Here is a 19024-nt window from a genome sequence, read left to right as displayed (position 1 = left end):
GCCGTGACCACGGTGGGCTGGGGGGACGGGCCGGGCATCGCACCTCCTGGCAGTGACCACTTACTGCGAGGATAGCCCAGATGAGACAAGAGTCAATATTTGTCACACGTCCAACGGGTCCGCTTCGCTGACCCGCGGTGCGCCGCCTGAAGCGCGGCGCACCGCGGACTCGACGTGGGACGGGTCAGGCGGTGGCGGGCTTGTAGACGGCCACGGCGCAGGCGCTGCCCAGGCCGATGTTGTGCTGGAGGGCGACCTGGGCGCCGTCCACCTGGCGGTTCCCGGCCTTGCCGCGCAGCTGCCAGGTGAGCTCGGCGCACTGGGCGAGACCGGTGGCGCCCAGGGGGTGGCCCTTGGAGATGAGGCCGCCGGACGGGTTGACGACCCACTTGCCGCCGTAGGTGGTGGCCTGGTCGTCGACGAGCTTGTGGCCCTCGCCGACCTCGGCCATGCCGAGGGCCTCGTAGGTGACGAGTTCGTTGGCGCTGAAGCAGTCGTGCAGTTCGATGACGTCGACGTCCTCGATGGAGACCTGCGCCTGCTCCATCGCGGTGCGGGCGGCGAGCCGGGAGACGCCGAACCCGACGACCTGGATGGAGGAGTTGTCGGCGAAGCTCTCGGGGGTGTCGGTGGCGATGTGGTGGCCGGCGATCTCGACGGCCTGGTCCCACAGATCGTGCTCGTCCACGAACCGCTCGCTGACCACGACCGCGGCTGCGGCGCCGTCGGAGGTGGGGGAGCACTGCAGCTTGGTCAGCGGGTCGAAGATCATCGGGGCGTTCCTGACCTCGTCGAGCGAGTACTCGGTCTGGAACTGCGCGTACGGGTTGTTGACCGAGTGCTTGTGGTTCTTCCAGCCGATCCAGGCGTAGTGGTCGGGCGTGGAGCCGTACTTCTCCATGTGCTCGCGGCCGGCGTTGCCGAACATCTGCGGCATGGGCGCCTTGTCCATCTCCCACTCGCGGCCCGCGGTCATCGAGGTGAGGTGGTGGTCGATGATGGTGACCTTGGACCCCTCCATGCCCGCGCCGAGCGAGCCCTTCTTCATCTTCTCCATGCCGAGCGCGAGCGCGCAGTCGGCGAGGCCGCCCCGGACGGCCTGGCGGGCCAGGAACAGCGCGCTCGATCCGGTGGCGCACGCGTTCTGGACGGTCATCACCGGGATGCCGGTCATGCCGGTCTCGTAGAGGGCGCGCTGGCCCATCGACCCGTACATCGAGCCGGCGTAGGCCATCTCGATCTTGTCGTAGGCGACGCCGGCGTCCTGGAGGGCGTTCCCGACGGCCTCCTTGGCCATGTCGGGGTACTCCCATTCGCGGGAGCCGGGCTTCTCGAACTTGGTCATGCCCACGCCGACGACGAAGGTGCGGTTGGCCATCAGGCTCGCCTCCTGTACCGAATCCTGTTCGGTCACACGATAGACCTGCTTGGCGGTCCGGCGCTGCCCCCGGTCCCGACCCTCGGGACGGGCGGCCCGGACGGCGCGGCGGGTGCGCTGGTCAGGCGGACGTCTCGGCGGCGAGCGCGGCGGCGAACGCGTCCACATCGGCCTCGGTGGTGTCGAACGAGCACACCCAGCGGACCTCGCCGGTCCGCTCGTCCCACGTGTAGAACGGGAACCGCTTGCGCAGCCGCTCCGCCGCGTCCTTCGGGGCGGTCGCGAACACCGCGTTGGCCTCCACGGCCCGCGTGATCTCGACGCCCGGCACGGCGCGGGCGGCGGCGGCGAGGCGGGCCGCCATGGCGTTCGCGTGGGCGGCGTTGCGCAGCCACAGGTCGCCGTCCAGCAGCGCGACGAGCTGCGCGGACACGTACCGCATCTTGGACGCCAGCTGCATGCTCGACTTGCGCAGGTACGCAAGCCCGCGCACGGAGTCAGGGTTCAGCACGACGATCGCCTCGCCGAGCAGGAGCCCGTTCTTGGTGCCGCCGAACGACAGGACGTCCACCCCCGCGTCGGTGGTGAGGGCGCGCAGCGGCAGGCCGAGCGAGGCGGCCGCGTTGGCGATGCGCGCGCCGTCCATGTGCACCGCCAGGCCGCGCTCGTGGGCCGCCGCCGCGACGGCCGCGGTCTCCGCGGCCGTGTAGACGGTGCCCAGCTCGGTGCTCTGGGTGACCGACACGGCGGCTGGCCGGCGGCGCTGGACGTTGTCGAAGCCGGTCGCGTGCGCTTCGACCTGCTCGGGCGTCAGCTTGCCGTCCGGCGCCGGGGCCGTGACCAGCTTCAGGCCGGCGATCTTCTCGGCCGCGCCGCACTCGTCGGTGTTGATGTGCGCCGAATCCGGGCACACGACCGAACTCCACCGCTCCGACACCGCCTGGAGCGACACCACGTTCGCGCCCGTCCCGTTGAACACGGGGAACACCTCGGCCTGGTCGCCGAAGTGCCGCCGGACGACCTCACGGAGCCGCCCGGTGACCTCGTCGTCGCCGTAGGCGGGCTGGTGCCCGTCGTTGACGGCGGCCAGTGCGGCGAGGACGTCCGGATGGACGCTCGCCTGGTTGTCGCTGGCGAAGCCCCGCCCGGCGGAACCGGACGCGGAGGGCGTGCGGCCATTGCTGCGGTGGCCGGCCGGGGGAAGCGTCATGCGGCCATTCTCCCGGACACCGCACGCGCCATTTCCTGAGCCCGCCGATTATGCGCGTGCGGCCGTTTACGGCGTGCGGCGCGGCGGGCCGGGACCGGCCGCGCGCCGGGCGGGGCGGTCACGGGTCAGGCGGGGCGGTCGGTGATGTTCTGCACCGGCGCGGGCGCGGCGTCGGCCGGGGGCTCGGCGGAGCGCAGGGACATCCGGGCGCGCATGGCGTCGAGGTCGTCGCCGAGCCGCGCCATGCCGGCCTGGAGGTCGCGCCACGACCCGGTCCGCTGCTCCACCTGCGCGATCTTGGTGCGCAGGTCGGTGATGCGCCGCTCGGCGGTCTCCAGCCGGGTGCGGTGGGCGGCCGTGTCGCGGCCGGTGCTGATCAGGCTGGTGGCGACGGCGGCCAGGTCGCGCTCGGTGTCGTCCATCCGCTCGTCGATGCGCGGCAGCAGCCGGTCGTTGAGCTGAGCGACCAGGGAGTCGAGCTCGGTGCGCACGGCGCGCAGCTCGGCGTCCTGGTCCCGGACGGTCTGCTCCAGGACCGCCATGCGCTCGATGTAGGAGGGCAGGAGCCGCCCCAGTCGCGCCGACCGTTCCAGATCTCGGCCGAGTCCGGCGAGAAGGCCCGCGCCTCCGCGCAGCTGGCGCTCCGCCTCGACGGCGGCTCGGCGGATGAGACCCGGGATCACGGGCATGGCGCTCCCTCCAGGGGCCGGTCGAATGGATTCTCCTTAAACTCTAGGCGAACCGCGCGTGAACCTAGAATGAACCGCTGTGTTTATTTCGCGGTCCGGGCGTGTTTTCGAACGACCGCGGGGCGGGTGGCCTGCGGCGGCGGCCCGCTGCACGAGCACAGGCCCCGCCGGAGGATGAGCCAGGCGCGTTCGGCGGTGTAGTCGGCCCGGTTCAGCGCCGGGCGCACACGGTGGCAGGTCAGGCAGAGCATGCGTTCTTGTTCCTCCCCGTGATGGCGGGAGCGTCCGAATCCCCGTCGCGGGCCCGTCCGTCTCGCCGCCCCGCTCACGGTCCCCCCGGACGTGAGCGGGACGGCGAGACCCCCGGGATGGCCCGTCGGCTCCCCATCCCGGGTCACGCTACGCACCTCCAGGTTGCATGCACGTTGCAACGATCCGATTACACAGCGTGTCCGATTCGGGGTCGCGAGATATCCGGAATCGGTTGCGCGGCCCCCGTGCGTGGGCTGATCCTCAGACAGGCGAGGTTCGCTCCGGGGGGAAGAGACTGAACCTTTTTCATCCGGCGTGGTCGCCAGAGCCCTGCACGTGCAGCCCTGCCGACAACGAAAAGGTTCAACATGGTGGTGCCCGAAAAGGTGGCCCTGCGGCCGCCGATCTCCGAGTCGTGGCGGCGCTCCCGGGACGCCGGCGTCGACGTGACCGTCGAGGCCGCGCCGCTGGTGTTCGACCGGGACGTCATCGCCGACGCCCGCGAAGCGCATCCCCTCGATCCGCACCTGCCGGTGCTGAAGGGACTGCTGCGGCGGGTCGCCGACGAGACCGAGCACCTGATGGTGATCACCGACGACGCCGGGCACGTGCTGTGGACGCAGGGCCCGCCGGCCGCGCGGCGCGACGCCGACGCGATCGGGCTCACCGACGGGTTCCGCTGGTCGGAGGACGCCGTCGGCACCAACGGCATCGGCACGGCCCTCGCCACCGGGCGGCCCGAGTACGTGTACGCCGCCGAGCACATCGCGCACGTCCTGCACTGCTGGTCGTGCGCCGGCGCGCCGATCACCGACCCCGACTCGGGGCGGGTGATCGGCTGCATCGACGTCAGCGCGACCGTGCGGTCGCTGCATCCGGCGACCGTCGCGCTGGTCGCCACCGCGGCCCGGCTCGCCGAGTCGCGGCTGGAGAACGAGATGCGGCGGCGGGACGAGCGGCTGCGCGAGCGGCTCCTGCCGCACCTCCGGGGGCTGGGGGCCGCCGGTCTGCTCGTCACCGCCACCGGCCGGATCCTCATCCCCCCGGCGAGCACGGGCGTGCCCGGCGGCGCGGCCGCGGGGGAGGGGTGGCAGGGGCGGCGCGTGAACGTCCCCGCGTCCGGCGGGGCGGTCACCCTGCCCGACGGCCGGACCGCCGTCGCCGAACCGCTCGGGGAGGCGTTCCTGCTGCGGCTGCCCGGCCGCCTCGAAGGTCCGGGCGGGAGCGCGGCGACCGGCCGGGGCCCCCTCACCGGGGACGCGGCGGTCCGGACCGTCCCCGGAGCGCCGCTGCTGACCCTGTCGTTCCTCGGCGAGGGCCGCCCGCACGCGAACCTGGACGGCCGGCCGGTCTCCCTGACGCTGCGGCACGCGGAGATCCTCGCGATGCTCGCCCTGCACCCGCGCGGACTGACCGGCGACAGGCTGGCGATGTGCCTGTACGGCGACGACGGCAGCGCCGCGACGGTCCGCCCCGAGATCCACCGGCTCCGCCAGCAGCTCGGCGACGTCGTCCGGGCCCGCCCGTACCGGCTCGGCTGCGCGGTCGAGGCCGACTTCCTCACCGTCCGGCGGCTGCTGGACGAGGCGGACGTCGCCGGTACGGTGCGGCTGTACACCGGCGAGCTGCTGCCCAGCTCCGACGCGCCCGCCGTCCGGGCCGAACGCGACGAGCTGGCGGTGCGGGTCCGGCGGCAGGTGCTCGACCGGGGCGGCGCCGATGCGCTGTGGACCTACGCCCAGACCGAGCCCGGCCGCGACGACCTGGAGGCGCTGGAGCGGCTCCGCGACATCCTGCCGCCGGACGATCCGCGGCTGGCCGCCGTCGCCTCCCGCAGCGACCGCCTCCTCAACGGCGATCCCTGACCGCCGCCCGGCCGCGTGGGCGGGCGGGAGCCGCCGGGATCAGGCGGACGAGACACCGGCGTTGATCAGGTGGGTCGTGTCGTTGTAGCAGACGGCCTGCAGGCCCGCGCCGTCCTGCCGCCACCGGGTGAGCGAGGCGTTGCCGATCGACTCCTTCTCGTCGAGGTCCATGACCTCCTTCTCGGTGAGGCCCTCCACCAGGTAGCGCGTCGTCGCCACGATCGCGTCGTGCGTGACGACCATCACCCGCCCGCCGGGCGCCTCGGTCTCCAGGTCGCGGTAGAAGCTGCGCAGCCGCAGCGCCAGGTCGGCCCACGACTCCCCGCCGGGCGGCCGGTAGTAGAACTTGCCGAGGCGCCGCAGCCGGGCCGCCTCCTCGGGGAACCGGCGCTCGACGCCGATGGTGGTGAGGCCCTGCAGCACACCCTGCTCGCGGTCGCGGAGCCGCTCGTCGATCTTCACCCCCGGCCCGTCGGGGTCCCGCGGTGCGGCGTAGGACGTCTGGGCGAGCGCGATCTTCGCGGTGTCCATCGTCCGCACGTAGGGGGAGGCCACGATCAGGGTGGGACGCTCGTCCTCGGGGAGCCTGGCGAGCCAGAGGCCGAGCCTCGCCGCCTGGGCGCGGCCGGTGTCCGACAGCGGGACGTCGGCGTCCCGCTCGGGGATGCCGGCCTCCTCGGCATCGGTGCCTTCCACGGCCTGGTAGGCGACGTTGCCGGTGCTCTCACCGTGCCGGGTCATGTTCAGCCACTGCAGCGCGTTCACGCCCGCCATGCTGCCATGCCGCCGTGAACATGCCGCCGCAAACCAGGCCAGGGCGGTGCGATGCCGACGTTCCTCTACGAGCGGTAGTACTCTCGTGCCCGTGACGAACGTCCTGGCCACCGTGATCATCGTGGTGGCGCTGCTCGTGGCCGCCTACGCCCTGGTGGCGGCGCTGCGCAACCGGGCGATGGACCTCGGGCATCTGATCTCGCTCGGGGTGCTGGAGGCGCTGCTGATCGCGCAGGCCGTCGTCGGGTTCGTCAAGCTGTCCGGCGACGAGGGGCCCGCGAGCTCCGCCACCTTCATCGGCTACCTCCTCGCCGTCCCGCTCATCCCCCTCGCGGGCGCCGGCTGGGGGCTGCTGGAGCGCACCCGGTGGGGTTCCGCGGTGATCGTGATCGCCGGGACCGGCGTCGCCGTCATGGTCGTCCGGCTGAACCAGCTGTGGAGCGGGACCGGTGTCTGACCCCGATCCCGCCCGTGACGGCGAGGCCCGTGACGGCGAGGCCCGTGCGGACGGCGGCGCCCGCGCCGGCGTCGGCGCCCGCACGGGCGGCGCGGCCCGCCCCGGTACCGGCGGCGGGCCGGGACGGGTGCTGGTCGCCGTCTACGGAATCTTCGCGCTCGCGGCCGGTGCGCGCGCGGGCGTGCAGATCGCCACCCGGTTCTCCGACGCGCCGCTCGCCTACGCCCTGTCGGCGTTCGCCGCGGCCGTCTACGTCGTGGCGACGGTCGCGCTGGGCCTCGGCGGCCGCAGGTCGTTCAGGGTCGCCGTCGCCGCCTGCGCGATCGAGCTCGCCGGCGTGCTGATCGTGGGCACGCTCAGCCTCGCCGACTCCGCGGCGTTCCCCGACGAGACCGTCTGGTCCGCCTACGGGCGCGGCTACGGATTCATCCCGCTGGTGCTCCCGGTCGTGGGCCTGCTGTGGTTGCGCCGCACCGCCCGCAAGGGTGGCGGGCCCGAGACGGGCGGTGGGCGCCCTGCGGGCGGCGGTGCGTGAGCCCTCCGGCCACAGGTGTCCGATGATCACGCGGCGTCCGTCGACAGCGCGGTGGCCGCCGGGGGCGTGATGCGCCCGCCGATCGGGAGCGCGTGGACGGCGGCCCGGGTGATCGCCTCGACCTCGTCGAGGGAGTAGTCGGCGGACGGGTTGCGGCCCATCCAGCGGATCAGCCGCAGCGGCGGCGCGAACACGATCCCGTCGGCGGCGAACGGCGTCCTGGCGAGCTTGCCGCCGTGCACGGCCAGCACCGGCGTCACCTTGACCGGGACCTCCGAGACCCGCGAGATCAGATCGGCGGCCGCGTCGGCGCGAGCGGTCAGCGCGCCCACGAGCTTGGACTGGGTCCGGCCGTCGATGAACAGCCGGCCTCCGTGGTGGGAGATCTCCGCGTCCGGGTGCCAGGCCTCGTTGTGGACCAGCCACACGCCGCCCGGCCCGAACACCAGCTGGTCGGCCTGGCCGTGCCCGGGGACCGTCCGCTCGTACAGCACCCGGTGACCGCGCCGCTCCAGGATGTGGCGCAGTACCCGGTTCATCCGCTCCGCACCCCGCAGCCCGAGCCGCCACACCCTGGACGCCTTGTAAACGCGCCAATGGACGAACGTGTCCGCGGACGCCACCAAGGCGGCCATCGCGATTCCGAATATGGCGTTGACGAGCATCCCGCACAGCAGGAGCGTCGCGCCCGCCAGAATTGCGCGGGTCCGCAATCTACCCTTTCGGCCGCGCTGCCAGAGCTCCTCGTATACCGCCTGGGGTGAACCGCCGGTGAACGCGGCCCGATCCCTCAGATAGATGGAGCTGCCGATCATGACACCCTCCCAGCACCTGCGATGACGCCCTCATTATGGCGATACGTGAAGCATTGCCGCCACACTTCGCAATGTGACGTAAACCAAACGGGAAAGCAAGAGCCGGTCTTGAAAGCATTGCCCACCTGCTGGTTCTCCGTGGTTGCGCGGGCGCTTCCTGGGGAAAACTTTAAGCGTCGCCATCGAACGCCTGAAAGGCGCGGTGCAACTATCACCGCAACGCTCGGAGCCTTTTTCATTAATGTCGCTATTCCGGCACGGGCGACCACCCACCGGGACCGGGCAAACTGGTCGGATGCACCTCAGCGCCGCCGAGAACCTCCCCGTCCGCAATGCGGTCCCCGCACTGCGCACGGCACTGGACGACCGCGGCGCGGCCGTGCTCGCGGCGCCTCCGGGCACCGGCAAGACCACCCTCGTTCCCCTCGCGCTCGCCGGGCTCGCCCTCGGCGGCCCGCCGGCCGCCGGCAAGATCCTCGTCCTGGAACCGCGCCGTCTCGCCGCCCGCGCCGCGGCCCGCCGCATGGCCTGGCTCCTCGGCGAACGCGTCGGCGGGCAGGTCGGCGTCATCGTCCGCGGCGAGACCCGACCCGGTACCCGCGTCGACGTCGTCACCACGGGCGTCGTCCTCCAGCGCCTCCAGTCGGACCCCGAACTCGCCGGCGTCGGCACCGTGATCCTGGACGAATGCCACGAGCGGCACCTGGACGCCGACACCGCGCTGGCGTTCCTCCTGGACGTCCGCGCCGCGCTCCGCCCCGACCTCCGCCTGGTCGCGGCGTCCGCGACCGCCGACACCGGCCCCTGGGCTCGCCTCCTCGGCGGCGACGGCGGCGCGGCCCCGGTGGTGGAGACGCCGGCCGCGCTGCATCCGGTCGAGACGATCTGGTCGCCGCCCGCCCGGACCGCCGCCCCGCCCCACGGCATGCGCGTCGACCCCGCGTTCCTCGCGCACGTCGCCGGCACGGCCCGCCGCGCCCTGGCCGAACGGGACGGCGACGTCCTGTGCTTCCTGCCCGGCGCCGGCGAGATCGCCCGCGTCGCCGGGCTGCTCCGCGGCGCCCCCGCCGATGTCCTGCAGGTGCACGGGCAGGCGCCGCCGGACGTGCAGGACGCGGTCCTCGCCCCGTCCGCCCGCCGCCGCATCGTCCTGGCGACCTCCGTCGCCGAATCGAGCCTCACCGTCCCCGGCGTCCGGACGGTCGTGGACTCCGGCCTCGCCCGCGAGCCCCGCACCGACCACGCCCGCGGCCTCGGCGCCCTGACCACCGTCCGCGCGTCCCGCGCCACCGCCGTCCAGCGTGCCGGACGCGCCGGACGCGAGGCGCCCGGCGCCGTCTACCGCTGCTGGACCCAGGCCGAGCACGACCGGCTGCCCGCGCGCCCCCGGCCCGAGATCGAGCTGGCCGACCTCACCGGCTTCGCGCTCCAGGCGGCCTGCTGGGGCGACCCCGGCGCGAGCGGCCTGTCGCTCCCCGACCCGCCGCCGCCCGCCGCCCTGGACGCGGCACGAGCAACCCTCCGCGCGCTCGGCGCCGTCCACGGGAACCACGTGACGGACCGGGGCCGTGCCCTCGCCCGCATCGGCCTCCACCCTCGCCTGGCCCGGGCCTTGGTCGACGGCGCCCCCGAGGTCGGCGCCCGCGCCGCCGCCCAGATCGTCGCCCTGCTCTCCGAACCGCCGCCCCGGTCGGCGGGCGACGACCTCACCGCCACCTGGCGAGCCCTCCGCGGCCCCGGCCGCCCCGCCGACTCCCACGCGGCCCGCTGGCGCGACGAGACCAAACGCCTCCGCAACGCCCTGACCCCCCGCTCCCACACCGGCAACCCGCCTCCCGGCGGTGACACGGCCCCCGGTGGGCGGGGGGACGATGCCGTGGCCGGGATCGTGGTGGCGCTGGCGTTCCCGGAGCGGGTGGCGCGGAGGCGGGGGAGCGGGTACCTGATGGCGTCCGGTACCGGGGCGGTGCTCGCCGACGGGTCGGCGCTGGGCGGCGGGCGGCCGGAGTGGCTCGCGGTCGCGGCGGCCGACCGGCCCGCAGGGGCGGCGTCGGCGAGGGTGCGGCAGGCCGTGGTGATCGACGAGGAGGTGGCGCGGTTCGCCGCGGCGCCGTTGCTGGAGACCGCCGAGGAGATCGCCTGGCGGGACGGGGACGTGGTGGCGCGGAAGGTCGAGCGGCTCGGCGCGATCGAACTGGACGCGGCGCCGCTGCGGAACCCCGATCCGGAGCGCGTGCGGGCGGCGCTGCTTTCCGGAGTGCGCGTCGAAGGTCTCGGCCTGCTGAACTGGCCGCCGCCGGCCGTCGCCCTGCGGGAACGGCTGGCGTTCCTTCACGAGGCGCTGGGTGAGCCGTGGCCGGCGGTCGGCGACGCGGCGCTGCTGGAACGCGTCCCGGAGTGGCTCGCAGGCGCGCGGAGGCGGGCGGACCTGCGGCGCGTCGACGTCGCGGCGATGCTGCGGGGGCTGTTGTCCTGGGAGCAGGCCAGGCGGCTCGACGAGTACGCGCCCGAGCGGGTCGAGGTCCCGTCCGGGTCGCGGATCCGGGTGGACTACTCGCAGGAGCGCCCTGTCCTGGCGGTGAAGCTGCAGGAGCTGTTCGGGTGGGACGCGGCGCCGCGGCTCGCGGGCGGGAGCGTGCCGCTGGTCGTGCACCTGCTGTCCCCGGCGGGGCGCCCGGCGGCCGTCACCGCGGACCTGGCCTCGTTCTGGCGCGAAGGCTACAAGGCGGTACGGGCGGAGCTGCGCGGACGCTATCCCAAGCATCCGTGGCCCGAGGACCCGGCGCGGGCCGTCCCGACGAAGCGGACCAAGCGCGCTAGCGGGCGTGTTTAGAAGGCCCTCGTGTGGTCGGAGCGGGGCTTGTGTACGGCGGGCGACGCGTGTCGATTGCGTGTTCGAATATTGTGACGTAATGTGTTCACCATGATGCAGTCCGCAGTTGGCCACGTTGATGGCGGCGTCGTCCCGGCCGCCACCCGGCGCTACGTGGACAGCGTGAACGCCGCGGCCCGCGAGAGCGCATCCGAGGCCGCAGGCGATGCGGGTGTGGCTGATGTCGCGTGCCCGATCGTGGACGGGGCCGAGGCGCGGCGTGTCAGGGGGAGGAACAGGGCTCCGGCGTGGCGGCGACCGGCGGAGGGACCGGTGACGGTGGTGCGGTTGCGATTGACGCCGGATCCGGCGGCGCGGCACCGGTTGGAGGGGCTGTTCGGGGCGGCGTGGAGCCTGAAGCGGGCGTTGCGGCGTGATGCCCGGTCCCGTGCGCTGGCCTATCGGGCCGGGCACCGGCGCCGCCGCACGCAGGCGGAGGCGAAGCGGTGGCGGGTGCGGCTGGGGTTGTCGCGGGAGGCGTTGGAGCGTGCGGGGTACCGCCATCTGGATGCCTCCGGTCATTTGAGGCATCACCTGTCCAAGGCGGTGGCCATGCACCTGGCCGACGAGGTGTGGAGCGGGCTGGAGCGGCACTTGTTCGCGGATGCGTCGGGGCGCCGTCAGGGTGTGCCGAAGGTGGGTTCGTGGTGGGAGTTCTCCCGGATCCCGGGGCGGGCCCGTTCGCACACCAAGTCCCGCAAGTGGGAGACGTTCCGGTTGCACGGCACGCTGGCCGGGCACCTGGCCGCCTACCCCGTGTCCGGCCTGCCCGGCGGCTCCTCTCCCGAGGCGGCGGCGGCACTGCCGCCGGGGACCGGCGTGCTTGCCCAGCCCCGCACGATGGCGGTGCCGTCGGCGCCCCGCAGCCGGGGAGGCAAGGGGGTGTGGTGGGAGTATGAGGGGCCGCTGGCGCTGGTGTATGCGGGTGGCCCGGACGGGTGCCGGGGTGATCTGGTGGTGCCGGTGCGGCTGCCCCAAGGTGCGGGTCAGTGGCCGCACTTGCTGCACACCCTGGCCGACCCGGAGGTGTTCCACAAAGTCGACCTGGTACGCCGACGGGATCCGGCCGAGCCGGGCGGATGGTGCTACGAAGCCCACCTGATGGTGCTGAAACCCGCGTTCGTTCCGGCGTCGACGGCGGCGCGGCGGGCCAAGGCCCCCGCGGGCCGGCGGGGCGGGGTGGACGGCAACGTCTCCAACCTCGCCGCGGTGTCGGCCCCCATTGAACGGGCCGACGCCGCGGCGGCATCACCGCAGACCGCACTGGACTCCTCGGGAGTGATCTCCTCGAAGGTGACGATGTCGCCCGACGAGCGGGCCCGCATCGCCCGGCGGGCGCGCAAACGGCGCGGTCGGCAGCGGGCGCTGGAACGCTCGCGCCGCGCGTCCAACACCGCCCAATACGAACCCAGTCGGCGCCAGCGCAAACGCCAACGACGCCGGCAGGCCGCCGGGCTGCCGCCCAAACAGGCCGCGGTGCCAGGCGGGCCGCGCGTCGCCCGCGCCGACGGCCGCCCCCGCCGCTCCTACGGCCGCGACGCCCTGTCGGGCAGCTACCGGCGGCTGCGCGCCCGCGAGGCGGCCGCCGCGCACCGCACCGCCCAATCCCGCAAAACCCGGGCCCGGCACACGGCCGGGCAGATCGTCGCCGTGCACGGCCCTCACCTGGTGATCGAGGACTGCGACATCCGCGCCTGGTTCCGGCTATGGGGACGGGCCTGCGCCCGCTTCACCCCCGGCATGCTCATCACCGCACTCGACCACGAATGCCGTGCCACCGGCGGACGGCTGCTGCGCGCGGCCATCTCCATTACCGCGCTGTCCCAGCACTGCCCCTGCGGACGCCGCGTCCCCAAACACCTCGGCGTCCGCACCCACCACTGCCGCACCGCCGACGGCGGCTGCGGACTCACCGGCGACCGCGACCTGGTCTCCGCCGCCTTGGCCGCCTTCACCCACCTGACCGACCCCGATGACCCCTCCACCGCACGGGTGGACTACCAAACCTCCCGCCGCGTGCTGTGCGCGGGCGGGCCAGGGCTACCTGGAGCCCTGACCGAGTCAACCGCACCCATCCCTGCACCCGGCACCGGCGCCCCAGCCGGTGCCGGGACGGGGAATGCGGCAGCCACCCCTCCCCAGCCCCGCCGCCGCAGACCGCGGCGGCGGAACCGGCGGGCGGCCTCTGCTCGGCGAACCCGGACCGGTACGGCGCCGACCCCGGATGAACCACCCCTGCCCACCACACCAGCGGGCGGAACGGCGGTCACACCGGACAGACGCCGACCACGAACCCGGCTGTCCAAACAACCCGACCACGGGACTTGTTGAACAGGCCTTAGCGGGAGCTGATCAGGACCTCTATGCCGTCCAGGACGCGGGCCAGGCCGAACTCGAAGGCGCGGCCCGGCGCGACGGCCGAGCCGTACGCCTGCCCGGAGGCGGTGCCGACGCGGGTGCCGAGCGGGTAGTCGGCCTCGTCGATGAGCGTGTGGAGCACCGGCGCGGTCGCCTCCCACCACTGCAGGTCGCTGACGCCGCTGCGGCGCTCGGCCTCGGCGGCGTTGACCGAGACGCGGGCGGCGCTCTCGGCGAAGCCGGTGACGAGGGCGACCACCGAATCCATTTCCAGGTCGGTGAGGCCGAGCCCGTCCACGGCGCGCAGCTCGTACTCGTACTTGCCGAACGTGTTGGGACCCATCGGCGGCCGCGCGAGCGTGACGTGCAGCAGCCAGGGATGGCGGTGGAACAGCGCCCAGTTGTCGCGGGCGATGTGGTCCAGCCGGGCCCGCCAGGAGTCGTGGGACGGCGGCGTCAGCTCGCCGAACGCGCGGTCCACCATCACGTCGATCAGCTCGGCCTTGCCCGGGACGTAGGTGTAGATCGACATGGGGGACACGCCCAGCTCGTCGGCGATGTGCCGCATCGACAGGGCGTCCAGCCCCTCGGCGTCGGCCACGCCGATCGCGGTCCGGACGATCTCCTCGGCGGTCAGCCGAGGCTTGGGGCCGCGCTTCGGCGGCTCCCTGACCCCCCAGAGAAGCTCCAGGCTGCGCCGGGGATCGCCCGCCCCGCTGTACTCGGTCGTCACCCACTCCATCCTTCCAGGAATGAAACTCTGTACTACGTACGTTATAGTGGCCGTGATGGTAAATCCGTACTGTGTACATAGTTATGGAGGGCTCGTGGCCGAACCACCGTTCGCGGTCGCCGCGGAGGGGCTGCGCAAGCGCTACGGCGACACCGACGCCCTCGCCGGGCTCGACCTGCGCGTGCCCGCCGGCACGGTGCACGGGCTGCTCGGCCCGAACGGCGCCGGCAAGACCACCGCCGTCCGGATCCTGACCACCCTGACCAGGCCGGACGGGGGGACCGCCCGCGTCGCCGGGCACGACGTCGTGCGCGAGGCCGCCGAGGTGCGCACCAGGATCGGGCTCGTCGGGCAGCACGCGGCGGTCGACGAGGTGCTCGGCGGGCGCCAGAACCTCGTCATGTTCGGCCGCCTCTACCACCTCGGCGCCAAGCGGGCGCGGAGGCGGGCGGACGAGCTGCTGGAGCGGTTCCGGCTCACCGGCGCCGCCGACAGGCCCGCGGGGGAGTACTCCGGCGGCATGCGGCGCCGCCTGGACCTGGCCGCCTCCATGATCCTCGCGCCGCCAGTCCTGTTCCTGGACGAACCCACCACCGGACTCGACCCGCGCAGCAGGAACGAGGTATGGGACGCGATCCGCGCGCTGGTGGACGGCGGCACGACCGTCCTGCTCACCACCCAGTACCTGGAGGAGGCCGACCGGCTCGCCACCGGGATCTCGGTGATCGACCACGGCCGCGTCATCGCCGAGGGCGCCCCCGACACGCTGAAGGCGCGGCTCGGCGGCGACCGGATCGAGGTCGTCCTGGACGACCCCGACGCGCTCACCGCCGCCGCCGAGATCGTCGGCAGGGTCGCGTCCGGCGAGGTGGACGTCGACGCGGAGGCCCTGCGCGTCGGCGCTCCGGTGACCGGCCGCGCCGCGACGCTGACCGAGACCGTCCGGGCCCTGGACGAGGCGGCGATCGCGGTCGCCGACATCGGCCTCCGCCGCCCCACCCTGGACGAGGTGTTCCTGCACCTCACCGGAACCGGCCCACGGACAGAGGGCCGACAGACAGAGGGCCCGGAGAAGGAGAAGAAGGAGGTGCGCCAATGAGCGTCCAGACCCTGCGCTGGGCCGTCGCCGACGGCCGGACCCTGACCGGCCGGGCCCTCGCCCACTGGGCGCGGCGGCCCGGCGAGGTCGCCGTCGCGCTGCTGTTCCCCGTCATGGTCGTCCTGATGATGGGCTACCTGTTCGGCGGCCAGATGGACGTGCCGGGAGGCGGCGGCTACCGGGAGTTCATCGTCCCCGGGATGTTCGCGCTCACGATGGCGTTCGGCGTCGAGACGACGTTCGCCGCCGTCGCCGGCGACGCCGCCAAGGGCGTGACCGACCGGTTCCGCGCGATGCCGATGTCGCCGTCCGCCGTGGTCGTGGGACGCGCCGCCGCCGACATGCTGCACTCGGTCGCCGCCCTGGCCGTCATGGCGGTCTGCGGCGTCCTGATCGGCTGGCGCGTCCACGAGGGCGCCGCGGCCGCCCTCGCCGGGTTCGGGCTCCTGCTGCTCCTGCGGTTCTCGCTGGTGTGGCTCGGCATCTACCTCGGCCTGATGGCCAAGGGGCCCGAGTCGGTCGCGGCCGTCCAGATCCTGGTGTGGCCGATCGGCTTCCTGTCCAGCGCCATGATCGCGCCGAGCACGATGCCGGGCTGGCTGGGAACCATCGCCGAATGGAACCCGATGTCGGCGACCGTGACCGCCTGCCGGGACCTGTTCGGCGACACCGGGCACGCGGGCACCTCGTGGGCGGCGCAGCACAGCGTCCTGATGGCGGTGGTGTGGCCGCTGGTGATCGCGGCGGTGTTCGTCCCGCTGTCGGTGCGCCGCTACCGCGCCATGGGCCGCTAGCTAGCCGGGCAGCAGGGCGGCGCGGTGGCGGGCCAGCGCCAGCGCCGGGTAGCAGTCCTCGGGCAGGTCCGCGCCGTTCAGCGCGGAACGGAGCCGCGGCCCCACGGCCGCCGGGTCGTAGGGCTGGACGACGCACAGCTCGGCCTGCATCGCCTGCCGCGCCGCCCCCATCAGCGCCGGGACGTCCCCGACGATCACGACCTCGGCGGGGACGTCCCCGTGGGACAGCCGCACGGCCAGCGCGTGCATGCCCCGCGTGCCGGCGTCCTGGTAGCGGAACTCGCAGACGAGGCGGTCGCCGTCCAGCGGCCCCTCCTGGATCAGCCACACCTGGCCGGGCACGACCCGTCCGAGCGACTCCTCCCAGGGCGCCGCCGGGACGCCGCCGAGCTCCCCGGCCGCGCGGCCCGCCGTCCTGCGTCCCTCGGCCGGGCCGATCGCGGCGAGCGCCCGCAGGAAGGCGCGCGCGCCCGGCGTCGCCGCCGCCCGCAGGCAGGTGATCAGGTCGCCGAGCGCGGCCCGCCGCCCCTGCACGTGCGGGGCGGCGGCCTCCAGGCTTCCGAGCTGCGCGGACACCCACACCTCCGCCTCCAGCGGGCCGGGCAGCGACGGCAGGGCGCCGGCCTCCCGGACGTAGGCCGCGTACACCTCGCGGAGCCCCGGCAGCATCAGCTCCGGTCCCGCGGACGATCGGGTCGCACTCACCACATCAGCCTATGAGACACGCGGTACCGGTATGTAAGGCGGCAGCGCGTCCGCGCGGCCGGTGCGGCCGGGCCACGGGAACGCGCCGCTGGTCGAGCCGTACCGATCAGGTCGGGCGGGTCGTTCAGGCGGTTTGTTCAGGCGGGGACGGTCAGCAGCGTGCGGCCCTCACCGATCGTCCGGACCTCGAACCGGACGATCTCCTCGGGGGCCAGCGCCGTCGCGCCCTGCACCGTCAGCTGCGGCTGCGCGGACTCGGGGAATCCGTAGCCCTTGGCGGGGACGGACCACCCGGCGACCGTGTGCGCGTCGCCCCGGGCGTCCACGGCGACCAGCTCGCACGCCAGCGGCCCGCGGACCTTGCTGAGCCGCAGCCCCACCCGGCTGCCCCACGCCTTGCCCTGCGTCGCGACCGTCCCGGTCACGCCGGTGCCCGTGTCGGCGGCCGACGCCGTCTGCCCGTTCCGCATCAGCGCTGCCGTCCCGGTGTCGGGCTGAGGCGGCGGCGCCGCCTGCTCGCGGTCGGCGCCCAGCGTGAACCCGGTGCCGAGCGCGCCGCCGAGCAGGACGACCCCGGCGGCGGCCGCGGCCAGCCCCCGCGCCGTCCGGTACCGCCGCTCCCGGCGGACCCGGTGCCGCATCAGGTCGGTGACCACCGACGGCTCCGGCGGGACCGGCATCGCGTCCACCGGTTCGGTGATCGGCCCGATGCCGTCCAGCGTCCGGGCGATGCCGCGCAGCTCGCCGAGTTCCTGGTGGCACGCCGCGCACGTCGACAGGTGCGTCTCGAACGCGCGCCGGTCGGGCTCCTCCAGGAGGCCGAGGGCGTAGGCGCCGACGTCGATGTGCAGCATGTCCGCGCTCATGGCGTCACACCCCTCTCCTCCAGGGCGACGCGTAGCGCCCGGAGCGCGTAGTAGACCCGGGACTTGACCGTGCCCACGGGGATGCCGAGCTGCCTTGCGGCCTCGTTCACCGAGCGGTCCCGGAAGAACGTCTCGTTGAGGATCTCGCGGTGGGCCGGGGACAGCGCGAGGAGGGCTTCGGACACGACGACGGAGCGCAGCAGATCCTCCAACCCGTCGGGGACGCGCATGTTCTCCAGCGGGCCCTCGCCCGCCTCCTGCGGCCTGGCGTTCTTGCGGCGCTGGTCGTCGATGACGATCCGGCGGGCGACCGTCGCCAGCCACGGCAGCAGGGACGTCGCGTTCTCGTCGAGCTGGTGCGCGCTGCGCCACGCGCGGATCATGGTCTCCTGCACGACGTCCTCGGCCCAGTGCCGGTCGCCGCCGGTCAGGCGCAGCACGAACGACAGCAGCGGGCGGCCGTACACCCGGTACAGCTCGGTCACGATCACCTGGTCGTCCACGTCACCCGAGGGCTGCGGGCCGCGGAACCAGCTCCACGGGCCGGCGGGGCTCTCTCGGGGTGGCGGCACGGCGGTCGGTGATCTGTGGGCCATCGGGGGTCTCCGGCTGGTGCGAGGGCGGGGCGACGCGGTGACCGTGAGCCTGGTGTCACGTTGGGAGGCAGTACGGGACCCCGGCAGCCGGCGGTTCAAAGGAGGGGCCCGGTTCGCCGGGATTTTCCAGAAAGACCCTTACTAGTTCGACACCTTTTGCTTACCCCTGGCGCCCACCGCCCGCGGCCCGCGTCCTAGTGCCGTACGAGAACGGGACACGGACCGGCGACGGCATCCGAACCAGGGGAGGCGACCGGACCCACCGCGGCGGACCTCCGCCGGGCAACGCTCACTCCACGCTTTGGAGCGAATGCGGGCATCGGGCCCATTTGCCCACAGAGGACCGAGGGCGGGATCGGTATGGAAGGGAACGGGAACACACAGCTCAGCTACCGCCTGCTGCTGGCGGTGGACATCCAGGGGTACAGCAAGCGCGACACGCGCGAGCAGCTGCTCGCGCAGCGGCACCTGTCGGACGCGCTGGACCGCGCCGCGCACGGCGTCGGCCTCGACCGCGGCCGCTGGGACAAGCAGGTCGGCGGGGACGGCGAGCTCGCCACGCTGCCGGACGGGATCGACCCCGCCCCGGTCGCCGGCGACTTCGTCATCGGCCTCGCCGAGGCGCTGCGGGAGATCAACCGGGACGCGGGCCGCTTCCCCCTCCGGGTGCGGCTCTCCCTGCACCACGGCACGCTGACGGCGGGGCCGTTCGGACCCGCCGGCGACGCGCCCATCGTCGTCCAGCGGCTGCTGGACGCCGCGCCGCTGCGGCGCCTGCTGGCCCGCGACGCGGACCGCGACCTGGCCTACGTCGTCTCGGACACGCTGTTCGAGGACGTCGTCCGCACCGGGTTCTGCACGCTGCCGCCGCGCGACTTCCAGGCCATCAAGGTCACCGCGAAGGGCGCGGCCTTCCGCGGCCACATCCTCACCGGCCGCGCGGCCCGCCGCGACGGCGCGGACGGTTCGGGAAGCGAGCGGGGCGGACCGGACACCGGCTCCGCCCCCGGCGCCCGCGTCCTCGAC

General features: G+C 74.0%; 17 protein-coding genes. 8 read left to right on the top strand and 9 right to left on the bottom strand.

All coding sequences use genetic code 11. The annotated features are described in order from the left end of the window. Positions 1 to 184: 184 nt before the first annotated feature. The 3 genes from E1285_RS32860 to E1285_RS32850 all read right to left on the bottom strand — a co-directional run bounded on the left by E1285_RS32860 (position 185) and on the right by E1285_RS32850 (position 3277). Complete coding sequence (locus E1285_RS32860; protein WP_132158470.1) at positions 185 to 1546, bottom strand: beta-ketoacyl synthase N-terminal-like domain-containing protein; 1362 nt, start codon at positions 1544 to 1546, stop codon at positions 185 to 187. After that, positions 1500 to 2588 (bottom strand): beta-eliminating lyase-related protein, encoded by a 1089-nt coding sequence (locus E1285_RS32855; RefSeq protein ID WP_132158469.1) that lies wholly within the window; start codon positions 2586 to 2588, stop codon positions 1500 to 1502. Before E1285_RS32855 ends, E1285_RS32860 begins: the two co-directional genes overlap by 47 nt. Positions 2589 to 2713: 125 nt before the next feature. Beyond that, entirely contained in the window at positions 2714 to 3277 is a 564-nt protein-coding gene (locus E1285_RS32850) for a hypothetical protein (RefSeq protein WP_132158468.1), read from the bottom strand. Between the two features lie 620 nt (positions 3278 to 3897). On the opposite strand from E1285_RS32850, the gene E1285_RS32845 reads away from it, so the two are divergent. Beyond that, complete coding sequence (locus E1285_RS32845; protein WP_132158467.1) at positions 3898 to 5394, top strand: helix-turn-helix domain-containing protein; 1497 nt, start codon at positions 3898 to 3900, stop codon at positions 5392 to 5394. Between the two features lie 39 nt (positions 5395 to 5433). Here E1285_RS32845 and E1285_RS32840 read toward each other — a convergent pair whose 3' ends face one another. Continuing rightward, a complete protein-coding gene (locus tag E1285_RS32840; protein ID WP_132158466.1) occupies positions 5434 to 6168 on the bottom strand; it encodes a histidine phosphatase family protein in 735 nt (244 codons plus the stop codon). Between the two features lie 91 nt (positions 6169 to 6259). Here E1285_RS32840 and E1285_RS32835 point away from each other — a divergent pair, with 91 nt between their 5' ends. After that, on the top strand, positions 6260 to 6625 hold the full coding sequence (locus tag E1285_RS32835; protein WP_132158465.1) for a hypothetical protein: 366 nt from the start codon (positions 6260 to 6262) through the stop codon (positions 6623 to 6625). Between the two features lie 127 nt (positions 6626 to 6752). Then, complete coding sequence (locus tag E1285_RS32830; protein WP_132158472.1) at positions 6753 to 7160, top strand: hypothetical protein; 408 nt, start codon at positions 6753 to 6755, stop codon at positions 7158 to 7160. A 26-nt stretch (positions 7161 to 7186) separates the two neighbouring features. Here the strand turns inward: E1285_RS32830 and E1285_RS32825 are convergent, their stop codons facing one another. Beyond that, positions 7187 to 7975: an NERD domain-containing protein gene (locus tag E1285_RS32825; RefSeq protein WP_165966853.1), complete on the bottom strand. Its 789-nt coding sequence runs from the start codon at positions 7973 to 7975 to the stop codon at positions 7187 to 7189. Between the two features lie 295 nt (positions 7976 to 8270). Here E1285_RS32825 and hrpB point away from each other — a divergent pair, with 295 nt between their 5' ends. Together hrpB and E1285_RS32815 are read left to right on the top strand one after the other, a co-directional pair. Then, a complete protein-coding gene (gene hrpB / locus E1285_RS32820; protein ID WP_132158464.1) occupies positions 8271 to 10808 on the top strand; it encodes an ATP-dependent helicase HrpB in 2538 nt (845 codons plus the stop codon). Positions 10809 to 10898: 90 nt separating this feature from the next. Continuing rightward, positions 10899 to 13178, top strand: a complete 2280-nt coding sequence (locus tag E1285_RS32815) for a transposase (protein ID WP_132158463.1) — start codon at positions 10899 to 10901, stop codon at positions 13176 to 13178. A gap of 7 nt (positions 13179 to 13185) precedes the next feature. Here the strand turns inward: E1285_RS32815 and E1285_RS32810 are convergent, their stop codons facing one another. Next, complete coding sequence (locus tag E1285_RS32810; protein WP_132158462.1) at positions 13186 to 13947, bottom strand: TetR/AcrR family transcriptional regulator; 762 nt, start codon at positions 13945 to 13947, stop codon at positions 13186 to 13188. An 85-nt stretch (positions 13948 to 14032) separates the two neighbouring features. On the opposite strand from E1285_RS32810, the gene E1285_RS32805 reads away from it, so the two are divergent. Together E1285_RS32805 and E1285_RS32800 are read left to right on the top strand one after the other, a co-directional pair. Beyond that, positions 14033 to 15037: an ATP-binding cassette domain-containing protein gene (locus E1285_RS32805; protein WP_243723211.1), complete on the top strand. Its 1005-nt coding sequence runs from the start codon at positions 14033 to 14035 to the stop codon at positions 15035 to 15037. Then, positions 15034 to 15831, top strand: a complete 798-nt coding sequence (locus tag E1285_RS32800; RefSeq protein WP_132158460.1) for an ABC transporter permease — start codon at positions 15034 to 15036, stop codon at positions 15829 to 15831. The genes E1285_RS32805 and E1285_RS32800 overlap by 4 nt, the downstream gene beginning before the upstream one ends. Here the strand turns inward: E1285_RS32800 and E1285_RS32795 are convergent, their stop codons facing one another. The 3 genes from E1285_RS32795 to E1285_RS32785 all read right to left on the bottom strand — a co-directional run bounded on the left by E1285_RS32795 (position 15832) and on the right by E1285_RS32785 (position 17887). After that, the gene (locus tag E1285_RS32795; protein WP_132158459.1) at positions 15832 to 16536 is read right to left on the bottom strand and encodes a hypothetical protein; all 705 of its coding nucleotides are present in this window, start codon (positions 16534 to 16536) and stop codon (positions 15832 to 15834) included. A gap of 137 nt (positions 16537 to 16673) precedes the next feature. After that, positions 16674 to 17402 (bottom strand): zf-HC2 domain-containing protein, encoded by a 729-nt coding sequence (locus E1285_RS32790; RefSeq protein ID WP_132158458.1) that lies wholly within the window; start codon positions 17400 to 17402, stop codon positions 16674 to 16676. Then, the gene (locus tag E1285_RS32785) at positions 17399 to 17887 is read right to left on the bottom strand and encodes a sigma-70 family RNA polymerase sigma factor (protein WP_207943687.1); all 489 of its coding nucleotides are present in this window, start codon (positions 17885 to 17887) and stop codon (positions 17399 to 17401) included. The genes E1285_RS32790 and E1285_RS32785 overlap by 4 nt, the downstream gene beginning before the upstream one ends. A 471-nt stretch (positions 17888 to 18358) precedes the next feature. Here E1285_RS32785 and E1285_RS32780 point away from each other — a divergent pair. After that, on the top strand, positions 18359 to 19024 hold a 666-nt coding region (locus tag E1285_RS32780; RefSeq protein ID WP_207946986.1), incomplete at its 3' end, for a hypothetical protein.

The organism is Actinomadura sp. 7K507 (assembly GCF_004348425.1).
Taxonomy (GTDB): domain Bacteria; phylum Actinomycetota; class Actinomycetes; order Streptosporangiales; family Streptosporangiaceae; genus Spirillospora.
The sequence above is the reverse complement of the archived record's forward strand: the minus strand, read 5'-3'. Positions and strand labels throughout refer to the sequence as shown.